Origin of the sequence: Streptomyces phyllanthi (genome assembly GCF_009377205.1) — a bacterium.
GTDB lineage: Bacteria > Actinomycetota > Actinomycetes > Streptomycetales > Streptomycetaceae > Streptomyces > Streptomyces phyllanthi.
In genome coordinates, this window is sequence record NZ_VJZE01000056.1 from 1 (window position 1) to 23,378 (window position 23,378).

The 23,378-nt window shown below is 67.3% G+C and carries 19 protein-coding genes, 1 rRNA gene and 1 pseudogene; 8 read left to right on the forward strand and 13 right to left on the reverse strand.

Features of this window, described 5'->3' with window-relative positions; all coding sequences use genetic code 11:
• From FNH04_RS11325 to FNH04_RS11345, 4 genes and pseudogenes are all read right to left on the reverse strand, one after another.
• Positions 1–116: ribosomal RNA gene (locus FNH04_RS11325) — 16S ribosomal RNA — on the reverse strand; the annotation flags it as partial.
• Positions 117–542: 426 nt separating this feature from the next.
• A complete protein-coding gene (locus tag FNH04_RS11335; RefSeq protein WP_152783060.1) occupies positions 543–2,228 on the reverse strand; it encodes a ribonuclease J in 1,686 nt (561 codons plus the stop codon).
• Positions 2,229–2,356: 128 nt separating this feature from the next.
• Positions 2,357–3,256 (reverse strand): 4-hydroxy-tetrahydrodipicolinate synthase, encoded by a 900-nt coding sequence (gene dapA, locus FNH04_RS11340; RefSeq protein ID WP_152783062.1) that lies wholly within the window; start codon positions 3,254–3,256, stop codon positions 2,357–2,359.
• A 213-nt stretch (positions 3,257–3,469) separates the two neighbouring features.
• A pseudogene (locus tag FNH04_RS11345) lies at positions 3,470–3,658 on the reverse strand (FAD-dependent thymidylate synthase); the annotation flags it as partial.
• A 344-nt stretch (positions 3,659–4,002) separates the two neighbouring features.
• Here FNH04_RS11345 and FNH04_RS47525 point away from each other — a divergent pair.
• Complete coding sequence (locus tag FNH04_RS47525) at positions 4,003–4,242, forward strand: hypothetical protein (RefSeq protein WP_152783064.1); 240 nt, start codon at positions 4,003–4,005, stop codon at positions 4,240–4,242.
• A 145-nt stretch (positions 4,243–4,387) separates the two neighbouring features.
• Positions 4,388–4,948 carry a PH domain-containing protein gene (locus tag FNH04_RS11355; RefSeq protein WP_322722923.1) on the forward strand — a complete coding sequence of 187 codons (561 nt, stop codon included), beginning with the start codon at positions 4,388–4,390 and terminating at the stop codon, positions 4,946–4,948.
• A 74-nt stretch (positions 4,949–5,022) separates the two neighbouring features.
• Here FNH04_RS11355 and FNH04_RS11360 read toward each other — a convergent pair whose 3' ends face one another.
• The 6 genes from FNH04_RS11360 to eccD all read right to left on the reverse strand — a co-directional run bounded on the left by FNH04_RS11360 (position 5,023) and on the right by eccD (position 12,355).
• Positions 5,023–5,478 (reverse strand): tetratricopeptide repeat protein, encoded by a 456-nt coding sequence (locus tag FNH04_RS11360; protein ID WP_152783066.1) that lies wholly within the window; start codon positions 5,476–5,478, stop codon positions 5,023–5,025.
• 17 nt (positions 5,479–5,495) lie between these two features.
• Positions 5,496–6,248 carry a 4-hydroxy-tetrahydrodipicolinate reductase gene (gene dapB / locus FNH04_RS11365; RefSeq protein ID WP_152783067.1) on the reverse strand — a complete coding sequence of 251 codons (753 nt, stop codon included), beginning with the start codon at positions 6,246–6,248 and terminating at the stop codon, positions 5,496–5,498.
• A gap of 74 nt (positions 6,249–6,322) precedes the next feature.
• On the reverse strand, positions 6,323–7,702 hold the full coding sequence (locus FNH04_RS11370) for a M16 family metallopeptidase (RefSeq protein ID WP_322722924.1): 1,380 nt from the start codon (positions 7,700–7,702) through the stop codon (positions 6,323–6,325).
• Positions 7,699–9,915, reverse strand: a complete 2,217-nt coding sequence (locus FNH04_RS11375) for a polyribonucleotide nucleotidyltransferase (protein WP_322722925.1) — start codon at positions 9,913–9,915, stop codon at positions 7,699–7,701. The genes FNH04_RS11370 and FNH04_RS11375 overlap by 4 nt, the downstream gene beginning before the upstream one ends.
• Positions 9,916–10,286: 371 nt before the next feature.
• Positions 10,287–10,574 (reverse strand): 30S ribosomal protein S15, encoded by a 288-nt coding sequence (gene rpsO, locus FNH04_RS11380; RefSeq protein ID WP_033529274.1) that lies wholly within the window; start codon positions 10,572–10,574, stop codon positions 10,287–10,289.
• Between the two features lie 269 nt (positions 10,575–10,843).
• Positions 10,844–12,355, reverse strand: coding sequence for a type VII secretion integral membrane protein EccD (gene eccD / locus FNH04_RS11385; RefSeq protein WP_322722926.1), 1,512 nt, complete (start codon positions 12,353–12,355; stop codon positions 10,844–10,846).
• Positions 12,356–12,702: 347 nt separating this feature from the next.
• Between eccD and eccCa the strand changes: the two genes are divergently transcribed.
• From eccCa to FNH04_RS11420, 6 genes are all read left to right on the forward strand, one after another.
• Positions 12,703–16,674 carry a type VII secretion protein EccCa gene (gene eccCa / locus FNH04_RS11395; protein ID WP_322722927.1) on the forward strand — a complete coding sequence of 1,324 codons (3,972 nt, stop codon included), beginning with the start codon at positions 12,703–12,705 and terminating at the stop codon, positions 16,672–16,674.
• Positions 16,675–16,708: 34 nt separating this feature from the next.
• Entirely contained in the window at positions 16,709–16,960 is a 252-nt protein-coding gene (locus FNH04_RS11400) for a hypothetical protein (RefSeq protein WP_152783069.1), read from the forward strand.
• Positions 16,961–17,093: 133 nt separating this feature from the next.
• Positions 17,094–17,606, forward strand: coding sequence for a hypothetical protein (locus FNH04_RS11405; RefSeq protein ID WP_152783071.1), 513 nt, complete (start codon positions 17,094–17,096; stop codon positions 17,604–17,606).
• An 8-nt stretch (positions 17,607–17,614) separates the two neighbouring features.
• Positions 17,615–19,930: a DUF6571 family protein gene (locus tag FNH04_RS11410; RefSeq protein ID WP_152783073.1), complete on the forward strand. Its 2,316-nt coding sequence runs from the start codon at positions 17,615–17,617 to the stop codon at positions 19,928–19,930.
• Between the two features lie 25 nt (positions 19,931–19,955).
• A complete protein-coding gene (locus FNH04_RS11415) occupies positions 19,956–20,507 on the forward strand; it encodes a hypothetical protein (protein WP_152783075.1) in 552 nt (183 codons plus the stop codon).
• Between the two features lie 296 nt (positions 20,508–20,803).
• Positions 20,804–21,121 (forward strand): DUF397 domain-containing protein, encoded by a 318-nt coding sequence (locus FNH04_RS11420; RefSeq protein ID WP_152783077.1) that lies wholly within the window; start codon positions 20,804–20,806, stop codon positions 21,119–21,121.
• A 176-nt stretch (positions 21,122–21,297) separates the two neighbouring features.
• Here FNH04_RS11420 and FNH04_RS11425 read toward each other — a convergent pair whose 3' ends face one another.
• The 3 genes from FNH04_RS11425 to FNH04_RS11435 all read right to left on the reverse strand — a co-directional run bounded on the left by FNH04_RS11425 (position 21,298) and on the right by FNH04_RS11435 (position 23,203).
• A complete protein-coding gene (locus FNH04_RS11425; RefSeq protein ID WP_152783079.1) occupies positions 21,298–21,600 on the reverse strand; it encodes a WXG100 family type VII secretion target in 303 nt (100 codons plus the stop codon).
• 56 nt (positions 21,601–21,656) lie between these two features.
• Complete coding sequence (locus FNH04_RS11430) at positions 21,657–21,995, reverse strand: WXG100 family type VII secretion target (protein ID WP_152783081.1); 339 nt, start codon at positions 21,993–21,995, stop codon at positions 21,657–21,659.
• Between the two features lie 107 nt (positions 21,996–22,102).
• The gene (locus FNH04_RS11435) at positions 22,103–23,203 is read right to left on the reverse strand and encodes a S8 family serine peptidase (protein ID WP_228031291.1); all 1,101 of its coding nucleotides are present in this window, start codon (positions 23,201–23,203) and stop codon (positions 22,103–22,105) included.
• Between the last annotated feature and the right edge of the window lie 175 nt (positions 23,204–23,378).

A 23,378-nucleotide genomic window follows, 5' to 3' on the forward strand; every position in this document is an offset into this window, starting at 1 on the left:
CACGTGTTACTCACCCGTTCGCCACTAATCCACCCCGAAGGGCTTCATCGTTCGACTTGCATGTGTTAAGCACGCCGCCAGCGTTCGTCCTGAGCCAGGATCAAACTCTCCGTGAATGTTTACCGGTAATCCGGTCACACATCACGAGAGCGGAACCACCAGAGGAATAACCCAGTGGTTCACAGCGTCCTCGCTGTGTTTTCTTCAAAGGAACCTCGTCCCAGCTGATGCTGGAGACGGGGTATCAACATATCTGGCGTTGATTTTTGGCACGCTGTTGAGTTCTCAAGGAACGGACGCTTCCTTCGTACTCACCCGAGAGACTCTCTCGCGGCTTTCCTCCGGGCGCTTCCCTTCGGTGTTTCCGACTTTATCAGAGATTCTGAGTCGGAATTTCCACCCGGTCCGGGAGTTGGTCCCCGGCGCTCGGAGCACCCGGGTTCCCGTTCAGGCGGAGCCGTAAACGTACTGGAGCGGGGCGCCCCGATGCAAATCGAGGGGCCCCGCTCCGAGTTGGCGCCTACGGAGGTCCGTGCGGCAGATCAGACCTCGACGACGACCGGGAGGATCATCGGCCTCCGCCGGTAGTTGTCCGAGACCCACTTGCCCAGGGTGCGGCGCACGAGTTGCTGCAGCTGGTGGGGCTCCACGACGCCGTCCTGGGCCGACCGCTCCAGCGACTCCGTGATCTTCGGGGTCACGTCACTGAAGGCCGCGTCCTCGATACCGGAGCCACGGGCCTGGATGTGCGGCCCGCCCGTGATCTTGCCCGTCGACGAGTCGATCACCACGAAGACCGAGATGATGCCCTCGTCGCCGAGGATCTTGCGGTCCTTGAGGGCCGGTTCGCCGACATCGCCGACCGAGAGACCGTCGACGTACACGTATCCGGCCTGGACCTTGCCCGAGATCTTGGCCTTGCCCTCGACGAGGTCGACGACCACGCCGTCCTCGGCGATGACGATCCGGTCGTGCGGTACGCCCGTCATGGCGCCCAGTTCGGCGTTGGCGCGGAGGTGGCGCCACTCACCGTGCACCGGCATGAGGTTCTTCGGGCGGCAGATGTTGTAGAAGTACAGCAGCTCACCGGCCGAGGCATGCCCGGAGACGTGCACCTTGGCATTGCCCTTGTGGACGACGTTCGCGCCCCAGCGGCTCAGACCGTTGATGACGCGGTAGACGGCGTTCTCGTTGCCGGGGATCAGCGACGACGCCAGGATCACCGTGTCGCCCTGGACGATCCGGATCTGGTGGTCCCGGTTGGCCATGCGCGACAGGGCCGCCATCGGCTCGCCCTGGGAACCCGTGCAGACCAGGACCACTTCGGAGTCCGGCAGATCGTCCAGCGTCTTGACGTCGACCACGAGACCCGGCGGAACCTTGAGATAGCCGAGGTCGCGTGCGATGCCCATGTTGCGCACCATCGAGCGGCCGACGAAGGCGACCCGGCGGCCGTACTCGTGGGCCGCGTCCAGGATCTGCTGGATGCGGTGGACGTGGCTGGCGAAGCTGGCCACGATGATCCGCTTGCGGGCACCGGCGAAGACCTGGCGCAGAACGTTGGAGATGTCCCGCTCGTGCGGCGTGAAACCGGGGACCTCGGCGTTCGTGGAGTCGCTGAGGAGGAGGTCGATGCCCTCCTCGCTCAGCCGGGCGAACGCGTGCAGATCCGTCAGACGGTTGTCCAGCGGCAACTGGTCCATCTTGAAGTCGCCCGTGTGGACAACCATGCCCGCAGGGGTGCGGATGGCGACCGCGAGGGCGTCCGGGATCGAGTGGTTGACCGCGATGAACTCGCAGTCGAACGGGCCGATGCGCTCGCGGTTCCCCTCGGCGACCTCGAGGGTGTACGGGCGGATGCGGTGCTCCTGGAGCTTGGCCTCGATGAGGGCGAGGGTCAGCTTGGAGCCGATCAGCGGGATGTCGGGCTTCTCCCGGAGCAGGTACGGAACGCCACCGATGTGGTCCTCGTGCCCGTGGGTGAGGACGATGCCCTCTATGTCGTCGAGGCGGTCCCGGATGGACGAGAAGTCCGGCAGGATCAGATCGATGCCTGGCTGCTCCTCCTCCGGGAAAAGCACTCCGCAGTCAACGATCAGCAGGCGGCCGCCGTACTCGAAGACGGTCATGTTCCGGCCGATTTCGCCCAGGCCGCCGAGCGGGGTGACCCGCAGGCCGCCCTCTGGAAGCTTCGGCGGCGGGCCGAGTTCAGGATGCGGATGACTCAAAAGACTCTCCTCACCACACACGCCACGTACCGGTGGGGCACGTGGCGCGCATGACGTTCGTGCAGAAGCAGTTGTTTGGTGTGGGTGCAGGCACCTTGGTCCTGCCTATTCAGTTGTGAAGTCCGATGTCAGAGCTGTACCCCGCCGGCGGCAAGATCGATCTTGAGCTGGGTGATCTCCTCGGGCGTGAGCTCGACCATGGGCGCGCGCAGGGGCCCGGCGGGCAGGCCCTGGAGGGCCAGGGCCGCCTTGGTGGTCATCACGCCCTGAGTACGGAACATGCCGGTGAAGACCGGGAGCAGCTTCTGGTGGATCTCCGTCGCCTTCTGGACGTCGCCGGAGACGTACGCGTCGACGAGGGCGCGCAGCTCGGGAGTGACGACATGGCCGACGACCGAGACGAATCCGACCGCGCCCACGGAGAGCAGGGGGAGGTTCAGCATGTCGTCGCCGGAGTACCAGGCGAGGCCGGACTGGGCGATGGCCCAGCTGGCGCGGCCGAGGTCCCCCTTGGCGTCCTTGTTCGCGACGATTCTCGGGTGCTCGGCGAGCCGGACGAGCGTCTCGGTGTTGATCGGGACGCCGCTGCGGCCGGGGATGTCGTACAGCATGACCGGCAGCTCGGCGGCGTCGGCGATGGCCTTGAAGTGCCGGTAGAGGCCCTCCTGCGGGGGCTTGTTGTAGTACGGCGTGACGACGAGCAGGCCGTGGGCGCCGACTTTCTCGGCGGCGCGGGCCAGCTCGATGCTGTGCCGGGTGTCGTTCGTGCCGACGCCTGCGACGATGTGGGCGCGGTCGCCGACGGCCTCCAGGACGGCCCGTACGAGATCCGATTTCTCCGCGTCGCTGGTGGTCGGGGACTCGCCGGTGGTGCCATTGATGATCAGGCCGTCGTTGCCTGCGTCCACCAGGTGGGTGGCGAGCCGCTGCGCGCCGTCGAGGTCGAGTGCGCCGTCCGCCGTGAAGGGCGTGACCATGGCGGTGAGGACCCGCCCGAAGGGGGTCTGCGGAGTGGAGGTCGGAGCCATGGGTACCACGCTACTCGCTGCTCAAGGCGCGGTCTGCCCTCGGGGGGCTGGAAAAGTCAGGACAAAGCTGGAACCCGGCACTGCCTGCTCGGGGGTTCAGGCAGTGCCGGGTCCGTTTGATCAGGCTAGACGAAGTTCGCAAAATGCCGCAATACGGACACTTCGCTCGGCTGACCCGATCATGCGTGCCCCTGCGGGACCGGGCTGTTCGTGCTAGAGGGCGATCCGGCCGTTGTTGCTCGAGGCGGGGTGCGTCAGCGGCATGAGCCTGGCCCACTCCGCCTCCGTCTTCTCGCCCGCCATGTCGATCTACCGCTGCGGGGAGGACAGGACCTGTGCGAGCTCGTGCTGGGTGCGCAGGCCGGGGAAGCGCATGAGAGACCGGGCGTTGCACGTGGCGAAGTTGACCCAGGTGCGTTCGTGGGAGGTGTCGGTCTCCTTGACCGACCGCTGCCCCCGCTTGGAGGACCGCACCGATGCCGCGGCGCAGACTCGGTGGGATCAGCGGTGGTGATCTTGATCGGAGGCGTCGGAGGGTCCTTCCATCGGATCTCCCGCACGGCGGCCACTCTCCGGCGCGGCACTGACAGCAGGACGTTCGGCGGCATGCCGCGACATTCTTCGGCGAATTTCGGCGAAGTCGGTGAAAGAAGGCACCGCTTGGGGCACTCGCGCATCTGTGTAGATGACAGCGATCGTTCGAGTCCCCTGATCCCTCACAAGCCCCCAGAGGAGAAGCGCACCCCATGTCCCGTCGGCGCGAGCCCGTTCCCTTCGCCTTCATCGCCGAAGCCGACACGTTCCGCAGTAATGTCGCTCCCCCGCCCCGCGCGCGTGCCTCCGCGAGCGAGTTGGCCGGGCGGTGGCTCGTGGGTCTCACCGTGGTCGCGGGGCTCGTGGGCTCCCTGCTCCTCGGGATGCCGGCGCTGTCAGTGGACCAGTCGCCCAGCCACACACAGCAGTCCGAGGCATCCCGGCACCGCTGAGGCCCAACCGCCCGTGTTCGCCGCCCGAATGGCGCGGTACGTACCCCCATGGACCACCCACAGGTGGTGGGTGGGCATCCGGCTCGATAACCTCACCCGGCGATGCCGATGCCTGGACTGAATATGGATTGAGTGAGGATCAGCCGTGCCCCTGCCCTTCCTGACCGCCGACCGCGCTTTCGACGACGCGGCGGACGACCAGGCCCTGCCGTTCGATCACCGCGACCGCTGGCGGCGGCCCTACCGCCCCGGCCCCTGGCGGGTGGGCGCGGCAGCGCTCCTGCTGCTGCTCGCCTCCTACGTGCTCGCCGCAGCGGTCATCATCACGGTGGCCGGAACCCTGTCCGGTGGCGCGGTCTGCTTCGGGGTGGCGCTGTTCATCATCGTCTGCGCCCTGCGGCTGCTGCGTGTGGGGACCTGGGTGAGCGCGCGAGGACTGCGCAGGGTGGGCTTCTTCAGCACGCGCACGGCACCCTGGGAGCAGGTCGTCTCGGCGCGCACGGTGCAGCAGCCGGTGCGCTGGCTCGGGCTGCCGCGCACCGTGCAGGGGCAGGCCCTTCTCCTCGTACGCAAGGACCGTTCCCCTGAGGACGCGCCGCCGCTGATGACCACGCACAACGCCGACTTCCTGGGCCGCCCGCAGGCCTTCGACAGGGCGGCGGACACGGTGGAGGCATGGGCCGCGGAGTACGGGCCCGGCCGATAGCCGATAGACGGGCGATACGTGAGGGGCCGGCCCGCACACGCGGGTCGGCCCCTCACGTATCGCGTAGAGGCACCTCAGGCGGGTTGGACGGGCTTTCCGTCGTGGAGCGCGATCGCCCGCTGCATGGCCTTGCGCGCCCGGGGTGTGTCGCGGGCGTCGTGGTAGGCGACGGCGAGGCGGAACCAGCTGCGCCAGTCGTCCGGGGCGTCCTCCGTCTCGGCCTTGCGCCTGGCGAAGACCTCGTCGGCCGAGTCGCGGTCGATGCGGCCCCCCGGGGTGCGCTTCAACTCGTCGACGGGCAGGCCGCCTTCGGCGTCGAGTTCGGCGGCGAGCTGGTTGGCCCTGCGGACGAACTGGGTGTTCTTCCACAGGAACCACAGGCCGATCCCCGGCAGGATCAGCACCGCCACGCCGAAGGCGATCGTGACGGGCGTGCCGGTCTCGATCAACAGGACACCGCGGCTGCCGACCAGGACGAAGTAGACGACCAGGACGGCGGCCGTGATGGCATAGGTGATCTTCGCGCGCATGGGGTTCCGCCGGTCGCTCAGCTCAGGTCGAGGAAGTGTTCGAGGCCGAAGGTGAGGCCTGGGGTGGTCACCACGCGCCGGGCCCCCAGCAGGATGCCCGGCATGAAGCTGCTGTGGTGGAGGGAGTCGTGGCGGATGGTGAGGGTCTCGCCCTCACCGCCGAGCAGCACCTCCTGGTGGGCGAGCAGGCCCCGCAGGCGTACGGCGTGGACGGGCACCCCGTCGACGCTCGCGCCGCGGGCGCCGTCGAGGGCCGTGACCGTGGCGTCGGGCTGGGGAGCGCTGCCGGCGCTCTCGCGGGCGGCGGCGATGAGCTGGGCGGTGCGCGTGGCGGTGCCGCTGGGGGCGTCCACCTTGTTCGGGTGGTGGAGCTCAACGACCTCGACGGACTCGAAGTAGGGCGCGGCCTTCTCGGCGAACTTCATGGTCAGCACGGCCCCGATGGAGAAGTTGGGGGCGATGAGCACCCCCGTCTCCGGGGACCGGTCCAGCCAGCCGTTCAGCTGGGCGAGGCGCTCGTCGGTCCATCCCGTCGTACCCACGACCGCGTGGATGCCGTGGCGTACGCAGAAGTCGAGGTTGCCCATGACGGAGGCGGGGGTGGTGAGCTCGACCGCGACCTGGGCGCCGGTCTCGACGAGCGTCTCCAGCTTGTCGGTGCTGCCGAGGGCGGCCACCAGCTCCATGTCCTCGGCGGCCTCGACGGCCCGTACGGCCTCGGATCCGATACGGCCCTTGGCGCCGAGGACCGCCACGCGCAGCTTGCTCATGTTGTTGCTTCCTTACGGGAATGCGGGTTGTCGAGGACGTACGCGAACCTACCGCCGATTCGTTCCGGCGCGGTTCACGCCACCGCGTCCTCCAGCCGGGAGGCCTGCTTGTCCCTGAGCGGGCCGATGACCGAGAGCGAGGGCCGCTGTCCCAGGATGTCGCGGGCCACGGACCGGACGTCGTCCGGGGTGACCATGGCTATCCGGGTCAGCATCTCGTCGACGGACATCTGCTCGCCCCAGCACAGCTCGCTCTTGCCGATGCGGTTCATCAGGGCGCCGGTGTCCTCCAGGCCGAGGACCGTGGAGCCGCGGAGCTGGCCGACGGCACGGTCGATCTCGTCGTCGGGCAGTCCGTGCTCGGCGACCTGGTCGAGCTCGTCGCGGCAGATCTTCAGCACGTCGTGGACCTGGGACGGGCGGCAGCCCGCGTACACCCCGAAGAGACCGCAGTCGGCGAAGCCCGAGGTGTACGAGTACACGCTGTAGGCCAGGCCGCGCTTCTCCCGCACCTCCTGGAAGAGACGGGACGACATACCGCCGCCGAGCGCGGTGTTGAGCACGCCGAGGGCCCAGCGTCGGTCGTCGGTGCGGGCGAGGCCGGGCATGCCGAGGACGACGTGGGCCTGCTCGGTCTTGCGGGCGAGGAGCTCGACGCGGCCGGCCGTACGGATGGTGCGGCGGCCCTCGCGCGGGGCGACCGGGGTGGCGTGGGGCCGCTTGAGGGCGCCCGCCTGCTCGAAGGCCGCGCGGACCTGTCGTACGACCTTGTTGTGATCGACGTTGCCCGCGGCCGCGACGACCAGGTGCGTCGGGTCGTAGTGCTTCTTGTAGAAGCGGCGGATGCGGTCCGCGGTGAGGGCGTTGACCGTCTCGACGGTGCCGAGGACCGGGCGGCCGAGCGGGTTGTCGCCGAACATGGTGTGCGCGAACAGGTCGTGCACACAGTCGCCGGGGTCGTCCTCCGTCATGGCGATCTCTTCGAGGATGGCGCCGCGCTCGACGTTGACGTCCTCTTCGAGGATGAGCGAGCCGGTGAGCATGTCGCAGACGACGTCGATGGCGAGCGGGAGGTCGCTGTCGAGCACGCGTGCGTAGTAGCACGTGTACTCCTTCGCCGTGAACGCGTTCATCTCGCCGCCGACCGCGTCGATGGCGGAGGAGATGTCAAGGGCGGACCTGCGGGTCGTGCCCTTGAAGAGCAGGTGCTCCAGGTAGTGCGTGGCGCCGTTGAGGGACGGCGTCTCGTCGCGGGAGCCCACGTGCGCCCAGATGCCGAAGGTCGCCGAGCGGACCGAGGGCAGGGTCTCGGTGACGATGCGCAGGCCGCCCGGGAGGGTCGTCTTACGGACCGTGCCGATGCCGTTCATGCCCTTGATGAGGGTTTGGGTACGGGCGACGGCCCGCGCCTCCGAAGAGGTGCGGGCCGTCGCCGTGGAGCTACTCGACGTCACTTGTCGGTGTCGTCCTTCTTCTCATCGTCGCTTTCGCCCTCGATCACGGGGATGAGGGAGAGCTTGCCGCGGGAGTCGATCTCGGCGATCTCGACCTGGACCTTGGCGCCCACGCCGACGACGTCCTCGACGTTCTCCACGCGCTTGCCGCCGGCGAGCTTGCGGATCTGCGAGATGTGCAGCAGACCGTCCTTGCCCGGGAGCAGCGACACGAACGCACCGAAGGTCGTCGTCTTCACGACGGTGCCCAGGTAGCGCTCGCCGACCTCCGGCATGGTCGGGTTGGCGATGCCGTTGATCGTGGTGCGGGCGGCCTCGGCGGCCGGGCCGTCGGCGGCACCGATGTAGATGGTGCCGTCGTCCTCGATCGTGATCTCGGCGCCGGTGTCCTCCTGGATCTGGTTGATCATCTTGCCCTTGGGGCCGATGACCTCGCCGATCTTGTCGACCGGGATCTTCACGGTGATGATCCGCGGCGCGTTGGGGGACATCTCGTCCGGGGTGTCGATCGCTTCCATCATCACGTCGAGGATGTGGAGGCGGGCGTCACGGGCCTGCTTCAGGGCGGCGGCCAGGACGGAGGCGGGGATGCCGTCCAGCTTGGTGTCGAGCTGGAGGGCGGTCACGAACTCCTTCGTACCGGCGACCTTGAAGTCCATGTCGCCGAAGGCGTCCTCCGCACCGAGGATGTCGGTGAGGGTGACGTAGTGCGTCTCGCCGTCGATCTCCTGCGAGATCAGGCCCATGGCGATACCGGCGACCGGGGCCTTCAGCGGCACACCGGCGTTCAGCAGCGACATGGTGGAGGCGCAGACCGAGCCCATGGACGTCGAGCCGTTGGAGCCGAGGGCCTCGGACACCTGACGGATCGCGTACGGGAACTCCTCGCGCGTCGGCAGGACCGGCATCAGGGCGCGCTCGGCGAGGGCGCCGTGGCCGATCTCGCGGCGCTTCGGGGAGCCGACGCGGCCGGTCTCGCCGGTGGAGTACGGCGGGAAGTTGTAGTTGTGCATGTAGCGCTTGCGGGTCACCGGGGAGAGGGTGTCCAGCTGCTGCTCCATGCGGAGCATGTTGAGGGTGGTGACGCCCAGGATCTGGGTCTCGCCACGCTCGAACAGCGCGGAACCGTGCACCCGCGGGATGGCCTCGACCTCGGCGGCCAGCGTGCGGATGTCGGTGACACCGCGGCCGTCGATGCGCTTCTTCTCCTTGATGACGCGCTCACGGACCAGCTGCTTGGTGAGCGAGCGGTACGCGGCGGAGATCTCCTTCTCGCGCCCCTCGAACTCGGGGAGCAGCTTCTCCGCGGCCAGGCCCTTCACGCGGTCGAGCTCGGTCTCGCGCTCCTGCTTGCCGGCGATGGTGAGCGCCTGGGCGAGCTCGGTGCGGACCGCGGCGGTGAGCGCCTCGAACACGTCGTCCTGGTAGTCCAGGAAGATCGGGAACTCGGCGGTCGGCTTGGCGGCCTTCGCGGCGAGGTCGGCCTGGGCCTTGCACAGGACCTTGATGAAGGGCTTCGCGGCGTCCAGACCGGCGGCGACGATCTCCTCGGTGGGTGCCTCGGCGCCACCCTTGACGAGCTTGATGGTCTCCTCGGTGGCCTCGGCCTCGACCATCATGATCGCGACGTCGCCGTCCTCCAGGGTGCGGCCCGCGACGACCATGTCGAAGACGGCGTCCTCGAGCTCGGTGTGCGTCGGGAAGGCCACCCACTGGCCGCGGATCAGCGCGACGCGGACGCCGCCGATCGGGCCGGAGAAGGGCAGACCGGCCAGCTGCGTGGACGCGGACGCGGCGTTGATCGCGACGACGTCGTACAGGTGGTCGGGGTTGAGCGCCATGATCGTGGCGACGACCTGGATCTCGTTGCGCAGGCCCTTCTTGAAGGACGGGCGCAGCGGGCGGTCGATGAGGCGGCAGGTGAGAATCGCGTCCTCGGAGGGCCGGCCCTCGCGGCGGAAGAAGGAGCCGGGGATCTTCCCGGCCGCGTACATCCGCTCCTCGACGTCGACCGTGAGCGGGAAGAAGTCCAGCTGGTCCTTGGGGTTCTTGGAAGCGGTGGTGGCCGACAGCACCATGGTGTCGTCGTCCAGATACGCCACGGCGGAGCCGGCGGCCTGCCTGGCCAGGCGGCCCGTCTCGAAGCGGATGGTACGGGTGCCGAAGGAGCCGTTGTCGATGACGGCCTCGGCGTAGTGGGTCTCGTTCTCCACTAGCGTTTTCTCCGTTACTTATCGTCTTTCGTCCCTGGGCCCGCCCGTGTGGCAGGGGGACGGTGGTGGAGAAGCGCTCCGTCTGGTGCGGGCCGGTCTTCGATCGAAGCACCCGGGGCTCGATTTCCCCTTTTCCCCCGGGGGCCACTACCGAGGACCGGCGGCGGCGAGGTGCGCTTCTCCTCGTTCGGTGTGCGTGACGTCATCCGTGTACCCGGTGCGATCCGGGTGGCGTCACGCTGTGTCGTTCGTTATGGCGTTGTTGCGTTGTGCTACCACCCTACAAAGCCGCGGTGACACTCCGCACGTTTCCGCACGTACAGCAAAGGGAGCGGCCCCCTTGTCGTGGGAACCGCTCCCTTCACGGCGTCTTACTTGGCGCCCGCCGCACCGCGACGGATGCCGAGGCGGTCGACCAGCGTACGGAAGCGCTGGATGTCCTTCTTGGCCAGGTACTGCAGCAGGCGGCGGCGCTGACCGACCAGGATGAGCAGACCGCGGCGCGAGTGGTGGTCGTGCTTGTGGGTCTTGAGGTGCTCGGTCAGGTCCGAGATACGGCGCGAGAGCATCGCGACCTGGACCTCGGGGGAGCCGGTGTCGCCCTCCTTGGTACCGAACTCGCTGATGATCTGCTTCTTCGTAGCGGCGTCGAGCGACATGCGTACTCCTCGTGAGTCTTCTTGAGCCTCCGAGTGCCCCTGGTCTTCGTCTCAGGGGAGCTTCCACGACTCGGGAGGCGGGGATCCGCTCGGCGCGTCCTCCGGATCCCGACGGGCTCCTGGGGAGTGCGTCTTGGACGGGGTCCGGGGGTGCGTACACGAACGGCCGCTGGCCAGGGTACCAGGCCGGGAGGACGCTCGGATCCACCCCGCCCGGCGCTCCGGCCACCGTCGAGGTCCGCGTACGGACCGGTCGGCGGCGGCCGCGATCAGCTGGTCATGGCGCGGACGGCGCCGTACACGTCGAAGACGGCCAGGGCCAGCGGAATCAGGGTCAGCAGGACGAAGCCCTCCGCGATCTCCAGGAAGCGCCCCCAGAAGGGGGTGAGGCCGCTGCGCGGGACGATCAGGCCGATGGCGGTGATCAGGGCGGCGGCCGCCGCGATCACGGCGACAAGCCAGATGGTGCGGATGTCGAGGCCCGTACGGTCCCCGGTCAGGGCGTCGCGGATCAGGGACGACGGCGGGTTGAGCGCCAGTCCGAGGCCGAGCAGGACGAGGGAGCCGAGTCCCGCGGTGAGGCAGGCGGCGACCTGGGTGGTGTACCGGAAGAGCTGAGCGCGCATCAGGAGCGCGATTCCCGTGGTGAGCGCGAGCAGTTGGGCCCATACGTCGTCGGAGAAGCCGAGCACCGCCGCGGCGCCGACCGCGAGGAGCGCGCAGCCGCCCACGAGACCGACCAGCAGTTCGTGACCGCGGCGGGCCTGGGCCTCGATGCGCTCGAAGTCGACCGGCTCCTGGGGCGCGGGGTCGTTGCCGTACGCGCTGCGCGTGGTGTTCGGGGGCTCGAAGCCGATGGGGAGGCGCGCGAAGCGCATGGACATGCCCGGCAGGAAGGCGAGGGCCACCACGGCGATCGGGGCACCCAGCGCGGCCACCTCCGTGGGCGTCCAGTGCGCGAGGAGCCCCACGAAGACCGTGACCAGGCCGAAGGCGGAGGCGAACGCGAAGGCGACGAACGGCCCGTCCCCGTGCGGCGCGCAGAGCGCGAGGACCACGGAGGCGACGAGTACGGCCGCGCAGCCGAGCAGGAACTGCAGCTTGCCGATGCCCTGGCCCTCGGCGAGCGGGAGGAGTCCGGAGCCGGCCACCGCCACGTTCGGCAGGGCGCCCAGTCCGAGCGCGACGGCGGAGGCGCGGTCGTCGTAGACGCGCGCGCGGACCGCGCCGAGGACGACCAGGACGAGTCCGGTCACGGCGGCGAGGACACCCGGCAGGCTGTGCATGTCGTGGAGCGGGTCGGCGGTCCAGGCCACGAAGGCGAGCAGGGCCGGCAGGACTCCGCCGCCGACGAGGCCGGCCGCGCGCGTGAGGTCACCGCTCCACAGTTTGTGCTCACGGGTCACGGCGGACGCGACCGCTTCGGAGACGTCGTCGAACACGGCGGGCGGCAGCGAGTCGGAGAAGGGCCGCAGGGTGAGGAGTTCACCGTCGAGAATGCGCTGCGCGGAGAAGGAGCGGGAGCTGTCGAGGACGGTGCCGTCGCGGCGTACGAGGTGGTAGCCGACCGGGGCGCCCTCGGCGGGGCTCTGCTGGGAGAGCCGGAGGATCTCGGGGTAGAGGTCGGCGACCGGGACGTCGTCGGGCAGCGCCACGTCGATCCTGCTGTCGGGTGCCACGATGGTGACCCGGCAGAAGCCCAGTCCCGTGCCCGCCCCGGCAGGGACTCCCTGACCGGGCCCGCCGGCTCCGGTGGCTGTCGCGGAGGCCGTCATGCTCACCTGCTGCTCCCCCTCAGTCTCCGTGATGGTTCTGCGTCTTCGTTGTGAAGGTCCTGCGCCGCTTTCCCCGACCCGTCCCGCCGGGCGTCCGGCGAGGCCGCGGAAAGGGGTCCGTACGGTCGGCAATGGGACTTCGCACGCCTCAAGGTCGCGCGAAATGCCCTGATTCTCCAACCTGGTTCCACGTGTGCTCACGCGAACTCCCGGCACCCTACCGCCCACCGGTGTCGGATGAGGTCAGTAGGATCGCGCGACGGCCCGCGACCGCCTGACACGGGGGCGGCGGCGCCCGCCGGCACGGGGCGGCGGGCGGAACACTCTGGGCCCGGCAAGGGAATTGGTGAGCAGTGAGCCACATCGTCGTGAAGCGCCCGCCCAGGGCGCTGCCGTCCGAAGTGCCCACGGAAGAGGTCGTTCTGCAGCCTCCGCCCGAACTGCCGCGCGGACAGCAGGAAAGCGTCCTGATGCAACTCCTGCCCACGCTCGGCATGGGCGGCTCGGTGGTCTTCTTCTTCACGAACGGACAGCCGTTCATGAAGATCATGGGCATGGTGATGATCGCCTCGACGATCGCCATGTCCATCGCGATGGTGGTCCGCTACCGCCGCGGCAACCAGGGGCAGCTGGCCGACATCCGCCGCGACTACCTCCTGTACCTGTCGCAGGCCCGGCGCTCCGCGGTCGAGACGGCCAGGAAGCAGCGGGACGCCCAGTACTACCTGCACCCCTCCCCCGAGCAGTTGTGGGCGCTGGTCGCCGAGGGCAGCCGGGTGTGGGAACGGCGGCCGGGCGACGAGGACTTCGCCCAGGTACGCATCGGCCTCGGCCCGCAGGCGCTGGCCACACCTCTCCTCTCCTCCGAGACCGCTCCCGTCGAGCAGCTGGAGCCGCTGACCGCGGGCGCGATGCAGCGCTTCCTCGCCTCGCACAGCACCCTCGACGACCTGCCGATGGCGGTCTCGCTGCGCGCCTTCTACCACGTCACGGTGAGCGGTGAGCCCCAGTCCGTACGGTCCTCCGTGCGCGCCATGACCGGTTCACTGGCCTCGCTGCACTCCCCCGAGGACCTGATGATCGTGGTCATGGCGGGCCGCGAGAGCCTGCCGCAGTGGGAGTGGGCCAAGTGGCTGCCGCACACGCAGTCCGCCGGCGCGGTGGACGGCGCGGGCAGCCGCCGCCTCATCAGCAGCGACACGCGTGAGCTCGAGGACCTGCTGGCCACCCGCCTGACCGGCCGCCCGCGCTTCCACCCGGGCGCCGCCCCGCTCCCCGAGGAGCCGCACATCGTCGTCGTCCTCGACGGCCTGTCCCTGCCGCCGGACTCCGTCCTGGCCTCCCCCGAGGGCCTGCAGGGGGTGACGGTCGTCGAGGTCGTCCCCGGTGAACTCACCGGCGCCCGGGGCGACCTCTCCATCGTCGTACAGCCTCAGGCACTGCACCTGGAGTCGGGCCACGGTGTCGTCTACGAGGGCACGCCCGACTCGCTGTCGTACGAGTCCGCGGAGGCGCTGTCACGGCAACTGGCGCCGCTGCGCATGGCCTCGGGCGGGGACGACGACCAACCGCTGCTCGCCAACCTGGAGTTCACGGATCTGCTGGGCCTCGGGGACGCCGCGTCGGTGGACACCAAGCGCACCTGGCGGCCCCGCTCGCTCGCCGAGCGGCTGCGCGTTCCCATCGGTCTCGGCGAGGACGGCCGCCCTGTGATGCTCGACCTCAAGGAGGCCGCGCAGGAGGGCATGGGCCCGCACGGTCTGTGCGTGGGCGCCACGGGTTCCGGTAAGTCGGAGCTGCTGCGCACGCTGGTGCTGGGCCTCGCGGTGACGCACTCCTCGGAGACCCTGAACTTCGTGCTGGCGGACTTCAAGGGTGGCGCGACCTTCGCCGGCATGGCCCAGATGCCGCATGTCGCGGCCGTGATCACGAACCTGGCCGACGACCTCACTCTCGTCGACCGTATGGGCGACTCCATCCGCGGCGAGCTCAACCGCCGCCAGGAGATGCTGCGCGACGCGGGCAACTACGCCAACATCCACGACTACGAGAAGGCGCGTGCGGCGGGTGCGCCGCTGCAGCCGATCCCGTCGCTGGTCCTGGTGATCGACGAGTTCAGCGAGCTGCTGACAGCGAAGCCGGACTTCATCGAGATGTTCGTCCAGATCGGCCGCATCGGCCGCTCCCTGGGCGTGCACCTGCTGCTGGCCTCGCAGCGTCTGGAGGAGGGCCGGCTGCGCGGCCTGGAGACGTACCTGTCGTACCGCATCGGTCTGCGCACCTTCTCCGCCGCGGAGTCGCGGGCGGCGCTGGGCGTCCCGGACGCGTACGAGCTGCCGAACGTCCCCGGCTCGGGTTTCCTGAAGTTCGGCACGGACGAGATGGTGCGCTTCAAGGCGGCTTACGTCTCCGGTGTGTACCGCTCGGGATCTCAGCAGGCCGCGCTGGCGGGCGGGCCACTGCCGGTGGACCGGAGGCCGGTGCTGTTCACGGCGGCGGAGGTACCGGTCCGGTACGTGTCGATTCCGCAGCAGCGTACGGAGCCCGCTGCCTCCGACACGGACGACGCTCTCGCGGACACGGTGCTCGACGTGATCGTGCGCCGGCTGGAGGCCCAGGGCCCTGCGGCGCACCAGGTGTGGCTGCCGCCGCTGGACAGCCCGCCGTCGCTGGACGGGCTGCTGCCCGGGCTCACGGCGGTGCAGGGCCGCGGCCTCACCCAGCCGGGTTACGAGGGCGCGGGCCGCCTCGTCGTCCCGGTCGGCCTCGTGGACAAGCCGTACGAGCAGCGCCGCGACCCGCTGTGGGTCGACTTCTCGGGTGCCGCGGGCCACATGCAGATCGTCGGTGGTCCGCAGTCCGGCAAGTCGACGCTGCTGCGCACGCTGATCTCGTCCTTCGCGCTCACGCACACGCCGTACGAAGTGCAGGTCTACGGGCTGGACTTCGGCGGTGGCGGTATGGCGGCGGTGGCGGGGCTGCCGCACGTGGGTGGCGTGGCGTCGCGCCTGGACCCGGAGAAGGTGCGGCGTACGGTCGCCGAGGTGTACGGCGTGATGACGCGCCGGGAGGAGTACTTCCGGTCGGCCGGGATCGCGTCGATCGCGGACTTCCGTGCCCGGCGGGCGCGCGGCGACATCCCGGTCACGGACCAGCCCTGGGGCGACGTGTTCCTGGTGGTCGACGGCTGGGGGAACTTCCGCGCGGACTACGAGGGTCTGGAGCCGGTGATCCTGGACATCGCGGCGCGGGGCCTCGGCTACGGCATCCACCTGGTGCTGACCGCGTCGCGCTCGATGGAGGTCCGCTCGAACCTCAAGGACCACCTCATGAACCGCCTGGAGCTGCGGCTCGGCGACACGATGGACTCCGAACTGGACCGCAAGGTGGCGGCGAACGTCCCGACGGGCGTCCCGGGCCGCGGTCAGTCGCCGCAGAAGCTGCACTTCATGGCCGCGGTCCCGCGGATCGACGGTCTGACGTCGGACACGGACCTGGCGGACGCTACGGCGGCACTGGCGACGGAGATCTCGCGGCACTGGCAGGCCCCGGGCGCGCCCGAAGTCCGCCTGCTGCCGAGGGAGTTCTCGGCGGAGCAGCTGCCGCCGGGCAACCGCTTCCCGCAGCGGGGCATCGCCTTCGCTCTCGACGAGGACAACCTCGAGCCGGTCTTCGTGGACTTCGAGCAGGACCCGTTCTTCCTGATCTTCGGCGAGAGCGAGTCCGGGAAGTCGAACCTGCTGAAGCTGCTGATCAAGCAGCTCACGGAGCGCTACTCCGGGGACTCCTGCAAGCTGTTCGTGGTGGACAACCGGCGCTCGCTGCTGGATGTGACTCCAGCCTCGCACCTGGCCGAGTACATCCCCATGTCCAACGCCATGGACCACCACATGTCGGCTCTGGCGGACCTGATGCAGCGCCGTACGCCGACGGCCGACGTCACGGCTCAGCAGCTGCGGGACCGGAGTTGGTGGCAGGGCCCGACGGTGTACGTCGTGATCGACGACTACGACCTGGTGTCCACGTCCAGCGGCAACCCGCTGGCCGGCCTGACCGAACTCCTGCCCTTCGCACGGGACGTCGGTGTGCGGTTCATCCTCGCCCGCTCGTCCGCGGGCGCGGGACGGGCCGCGTACGAGCCGTTCCTCCAGCGGATGAAGGAGCTCGGCGCACAGGGTGTCGTCCTTGCGGGTGACACGGGCGAGGGCGACCTGCTGGGCGGCGTACGGCCTCGGCCGATGCCGGCGGGGCGGGGGATCTTCGTTTCCCGGAAGCGGGGGAAGCCGATGGTGCAGACGGGGTTGGTTGCGGAGAGGGCTTACTGATGCTCTTGGTCTCGCTTGTGGAGGGTGCGCACTGATGGTCGGCTTCGGGATTTTCATGCTCGTCATCGCGCTCTGGCTCGGCGGAATGGGACTGACCGACCAGAGGGCACTGTGGTGGCGCTTTCAGGCCCGCCGCTTCAGTGATCCGGAGGCGAACGAGCCGTCGGAGGCGGGGTATCGGGCTCGGCGTGTGCTCTTGCTGACGATGGCTCTGGTCATGGTGGTTATGGCGGTGTGGTGGTTCACCGGCATTGACTACATCCAGTCGGGAGGGCTGGAGGACTGAGGGCGGAAAGCCTTCACAAGGCGCTTGTGAAGGCTGAGCAGTTGATCGAGGACATGAGCGCCTCTGACTACGTTGGTCGGAACCTGGCCCAGGGAACGGCCCAGCAGAAGTCGGCGGGGGAAGGAGCGCCTTCATGGCGTGGGATGAGTGGGAACAACTGAAGACACAGGCGGCTGAGCGGCAGTCGGCGCATATGCAGCTGAATCAGTTGGATCCTGGCAGCGGAGGAGCGGCGCCGCCCGCGCCCAGCCGGTACGGCGATCTCAAGGCCAGCCAGGGCGACTTGGCGAACATCGGCAAGCATGCCTTCGAGCTCTACAACCAGTTGTGGGACAAGGGACGCGCGGCGATGCCGAGCAGCGACAAGGCCGCGGGCGACCTCTCCACGCAGGGCTTCGCACTGGGTAGTGGACTCCAGCACGTGTCGACGCGCTGGGACGAGCAGTTGTCCTCCCTCCGTGATGCGTGCGCGCACATCTCGAACCACATGACGGTGACGACGAAGATCCACAGCAGTAACGATCACTACATCCGTCGGCAGATGAGCAGCATCGACGTTCTGGACGCGGGCTTCGACGAGCGGGTCGGTGATCCGGGCAAGAAGAACCCGGCGTATGGCGAGCCGGGCGAGAAGAAGGACAAGTAGGACGACTTATGGATCTCGACGCTCTCCGTTTCGCCAACTTCAAGCTCCTCGATGACGCCATCGAGGACTGGACCACCATGATCCGCAATCTCAAGGACTTGGAGGAGTCTGCCGACAAGGGCCTCCGCGGCGCAGCCAACAAGGCCAACTGGGCGGGCTTCAACGCCACCGTATCGAAGGAGTTCATCGGCAAGACAGCCGGCGAGTTCAAGGACGCCCACACGCAGGCCGAGTCCATCCGTAACATCCTCCGGGACACTCGCGGTGAGCTCGCGGGCTATCAGACAAAGCTCAACGACGCCATAGACCGAGGTCTGAAGAAGAATCTGACGGTGGTCTCGACCGGCGACGGCGGCTTCACCGTCACGATGAACATCCACCCGGACCGCGCCGCAAAGGGCACCACGGTGCCCGAACACGATGCGAGCGACGTCACCGCCCTGCGCGACGAGATCCAGAAAATCCTCAACGACGCCACGGAGAGCGACAACTCTGCCAACAAGGTGCTGCAGGCCCTCGTTGACCAGAGTCGCCTCGGCTTCTCCGACGCCGGTTACAAGGACCGGGATGCGGCGGCCAACGCCATCAAGGAAGCGGAGGATCTCGCCGATCTGGCGAAGAAGAAGCCCGAAGACATCACTCCTGAGGAATTCGACAAGCTCAACGCCGGCCTGAAGAAATACGCGAACGATGATCTGTTCGCGGCTGAGTTCGCGACGAGGCTTGGCCCCCGGGGCACGCTGGACTTCTGGACGGGCATCAATGACCCGCACCGGGCCCGGGAACTGGGCAGTCAGCGGGTGGACCACTACGACGAGCTCCAGAAGAACTTGAGCATGACGCTCGCCAACGCGACGCAGAGCGACACGGTCGGTATGACCGAGTGGAAGAACAAGATGGTCGAGATGGTCGACAAGCCTGTCGGCCGCAACGGTGGTTTCCCGCTCGGTGCCCAGGTCATGGGCAACCTGATGCGCTGGGGCGACTACGACGACCGGTTCCTCAACAGCTATGGGGACAAGCTGATTGAGACGGAGAAGAAATTCACGAGTAACGGCCGTCACGGTGCCTGGCAGCGCACGGGAGCGGATCCACTTCTCAACCGTACGGGTACGGACTCTGGTTGGGATCCGATGACTGGATATCTGAAGGCCCTGTCGAACAGTCCGGATGCCGCCACCGAGTTCTTCAATGGCACGTTCGTCACGAAGGACGAGGACCATGACTTCACCCACGACACGGACGGAGACGGCAAAGAAGGCAGGAAGACGCTGAGCAACTTCGACTATCTCTTCGAGGAGCGGGACTGGCCACAGGATGCGAATTCCGAAGGTGACGAGAGCATCGCGGGTCGCAACAACCTCGCGCTGGCTCTTGAGGCAGCCACGACAGGACACCCGGCCGGCGAGCTGCCGACAATCGACACGCCTCCACACAACGCGGACCAGACAAAGCTCATGGAGAGCCTGGTGGCCTCAGTCGCCGACGACCCGAAGCGGCTGACGGAACACAGCTACATGTCGGACAGCATCGGCCAGATCACTTCGGAGTACCTGCCGGACATCAACCGTGCCATGAGCGACGTGGAGAGGGATGCAAAGTCCGATGACTGGCGCGACATCGAGAGGCTCTACCCGGTGGCCGGCTCCGAGGCAGCACTCCAGCACGCGGATGTGAGCAAACTCCTTTTCGCCGTCGGTCAGAACCCAGAGGGATACGCCGCCGTCGAGGTCGGTCAGAAGGCCTACATGGGGAAGCTCATGGAGTACCACCTGGACCCGGGTCTACCGGCGAACCAGCGTTTCTCCGACGACGAGGAACTTGTGGTCAGGCACATTGCAGGAAGGTCCGGTGAAGTGTCGGGCACTCTTGGACTCGGCCAGCAGGAGGCCATCGGCAAAGATGCCTCGAACAAGGACAAGGAGTACGAACACTCCGTTGCTCAGAGGAAGAACTGGATCTCCGGCGGATTTGGCACTGTCGTCGGAGTGGGCGTCTCCTTCATTGCAACGCCCTGGGTCGGTGCGGTTGTCGGTGGCGGGGTCGGCACTGTGACCAGTGTGGTCTTGGAGTCAGTGTTCCAGGACGCCGAAGGCCATGCCGTGGACGACGCCAAGAAGACCGGTGGCCAGGTCTGGCAGGAAGGCCTGGTGAGGAACAGCACAATCACCGCAGACGCAGCTCAAGCCGCAGCGGAGAAGCACCAGTCGGCTGACACGGGAGACGCGGCGACCTGGGCACGGGAATCCTCGCGTCAGGGTTACATCAATGCCCGGGCCATTCTCGATGGGCAGGCTCCGGGCAGTATGACACCTTACTCATAAGCAACGGCCAAGCAGAAAGATTCCTATGTACTACCGTCGTACGGCTTTGCTGCGCCCTGTTGGGCTCGCCATCGCGGCTGTCACGGCGCTTGTCGCCGCGACCTCAGGTTGCAGCGGCGACAAGGAGGAGCGTGAGTACGCTGTCCCCAGCGCCCTGTGCGGAATGGCCGTCGACGCCGAAGATCTCACTCCATTCCTGCCTGCGGGGCGCAAGATCACCGTCAGGGACAAGTCGTCCACAGGTATCGAGAGCTGTGAGGTCGTCGTCGACGACACACTCATCTTGACCACCACTCAAGCCTGGTTGGAGCAGGGAAGAACAACGGCTTACTTCGCATCCGGGCAGACCCTGAATGCCTTGGACCATTCGGCGGAGGAAGGTCGGTTCCGTTACTCGGGTAACGAGGCTTTCGGTAAGGCGCAGGGCTGTACTGATACCAAGGACAAACAGGAGCTGTACACCGCCATACAGGCACAGGGATCAAAGCACAGGGATGCCGACGCCATGAAACGCCTCATCGCTTCCTACACCAAGGAAGTGGAGAGCTCGGCTGAATGCACCGCAGGCGCGCCGTAGCTTCGAGACAATGGTGCAGTTGAGCGGTGAGGCGGATACCGACCGCCTGCCTGCGCCTACGCCTGGCGGGCAAGTGGAATCGGACTGAGCCGCGGAACGGCGTCACCCTCATGCCACGAGACCGGCCTGAGCAGGAGCTCTCTCAAGGCCCCATCACGCGGCAGAGTACTTCTTCGTCGCTTCAGACAGCTGTTACGGCTTCCTCCTCAGTGCCTGACCATTGCGCAGCATAGGGACTGTCAACGCAAGTAAGGTGAAGAGCACGGTTCGTTTGCACGTCAGGAAGGGATCCCAGCATGGCCGAGGCGCAGGACAACGAGGTCGAGTCTCAGACCGAGGACGTCAAGGCGCGCAAGGAGCGTGAGAAGAACGAGCTCTACGCCCTCGACATCTCAGGGGTCGAATGGCACAGCGCGCCGGGCACCGAGGAACACGAGGAACGGGTGGAGATCGCGTACTTGCCGGAAGGTGCCGTGGCCATGCGATCGTCCCTCAACCCGAATACCGTGCTGCGGTACACCGAAGCGGAATGGCAGGCGTTCGTCCTCGGCGCGCGGGATGGGGAGTTCGATCTCGAGCCTGCGCCGGACAACGGTGGCCTGTCGGTCGACTAGAGATCTTCAATGGCTGGTTGAACTCGCTGAGACTCGGACTCGCTGGGCTCAATGTCGACAAGTGATACGGCCCCTTACCTGGACGACTGATGCGAGGGCACGGTCAGCGTCAAGGGAAAGAGCTGGGGTGGGCACCTCCCGCGCGTGCCCACCCCGGTTCTCTGCGCCAGCAAGCCCTACAGGTAGTAGCTGGCGGCCTTCTTGTCGCCGCCCATGTAGTCGCCGCCGGCCAGGCTGACGACCTTAGCGATGGAGACCAGGGCCTGGTGGATGTCGTTGGCCTCCTTGTCCCAGATCGTCTGCTGCTCGGAGTACATGGTGTGGGCCTCGCCCTCCCAGCCGGCGGCCACGCTGGCCACCTGGCGCTTGACCTCGGCGAGCATGGTCTCCAGCTTGCTCGCCTCGTTGGCGAGGTTCGTGGCGGCCGTGTCCAGGGCGTCGTACGAGACCAGCATCTCGTCCGAGTTGTTACCTGCCATCGTTACGCGTCTCCTTCATGGTTTCGTCGGCGTGCGTCGGTCCGTGGACCCGATCCCTAGTAGCCGCTCAGGCTGGACTTCGGAGCGCCCTCGTACACGTTGATGCTCTGAACCTGCGCGCGCACCTCGTCTTCGGTGCCGTCCTTGATCTTGCGCGTGGCACTCATCGCCTCAAGGAACTTCACCAGGACGTTGCCGATGCGCACCATGGAGGTGTTGATCTCGTGCTGCTTCTGGTTGAAGGCACCGGCGCCGATGCCCTTCCAGTTGCCCTCCATGCTGTCGATGATGCCGTTCAGCTTGTGCAGCGAAGCCTTGATGTCGTCAAACTTGAGGGCGATCTCCTGCTCGAGTTTGGCTACCTGACTGTCGCTTAGCCGCTGGCGCTGCGCCATGACTGGGATTTCCTTTCTGCGCTACTGACGGAACCTGCTGTGCTGCCGCTCCGCGGCGTATCTGAGCGCGGAGCGGACGGTTGGTGAGGCGGCCACGAGGGAGCTACTCAGCCACCGCGTCGTGCGCGCATAACGGCGAAGGCCCCGCCGCCGATTGCGACCACTGCGGCGGCTGCGCCGAGCACCATCCACAACTGGGCATTGTCTTCAGAGGAGTTCGAGCTTGATCCTGCCGCTGCGGCTGCTCCGCCTGAAGTGCTCTTGGGTGGTTGTGACGAGGCTGATACGGAAGCGGAGGGAGAGGCTTCCGCCCCCGTCACACCCGTCATGTTCTCGTAGCTGAGTGGGTCGGTTTTGGCTCCGCCCGGGTTGATGTCGCTGTCGGCGAGCACCATGCGAGGGCGAATCAGGCCGTAACCGAGGTACTTGCTGGGCTTGTCCTTGGGCCAGTCGCGGCCGGCGGTGTCGATCAGAGTGCGCAGGACTTGGTTGGCTGTCCAGTCGGGGTGGGCGGACCAGATGAGGGCTGCCGAGGCGGAGGTGATCGCGGTGGCGGCACTGGTGCCACCACCGTCGTCGCAGTATGAGCGGAATGTCGCGTCGCACCAGTGCGGGAGATTGAGGCCTGGCGCCCCGAGGTCGACATAGTTGCCGTATTCCGAATATTCGGCCACCTTGCCGGACTTGTCGGCTGCGGCCACTCCGACAATAAACGAGTATGCGGCCGGATAGCCGATTTCGTTTAGCTTCTGCGCATCGTTGCCGACACCCGCAACCATCAACTTGCCCTTGGATTGGGCGTAGTTGATTGCTTGCTCCATATCTGGGTCAATGGTGTCGCTCGTAAAGGACATGCTGATGATCTGGGCATCGCTATCGGCAGCTGCCTTGATAGCCTCCGCCGGCGCAGCGGTCTTCTCCCTTTCCTCTGCCTTGATTCCGGCAAGGCGAATCCGGTAAGGGATGATCTTCGAACCGGGAGCAAGACCCTGCAAACCTCCGCCTGCGCCAGTTCCAGCGATCAGCTCCGCCATGGTTGTTCCATGGCTGTCATAGTCCTTGGTCGCACCGTACGCGACGGCAGCAGGCACCTCGTCAACCAATACCTGCCCTTTCAGGGATGAGGTGGTCGGATTGACTCCGGTGTCTACAACCGCAATTTTGATGCCTTTGCCGGTGCTGACCTTCCACATTTCATCGGCGTGCATCGCGTCCAAGTACCACTGCTTCGACTGGACGTCTTCGGCAGCGGCACTCGGGGCCACTCCCGCAGACACGATGGCCAGAACACCGAGCGCGGAACTTACGGTGGACACGCGTCTCCCGATACGCCCAGCGAACGACACGGTCCCTGTGCCGCGTTGGCCGGTTGCTGACCTCATG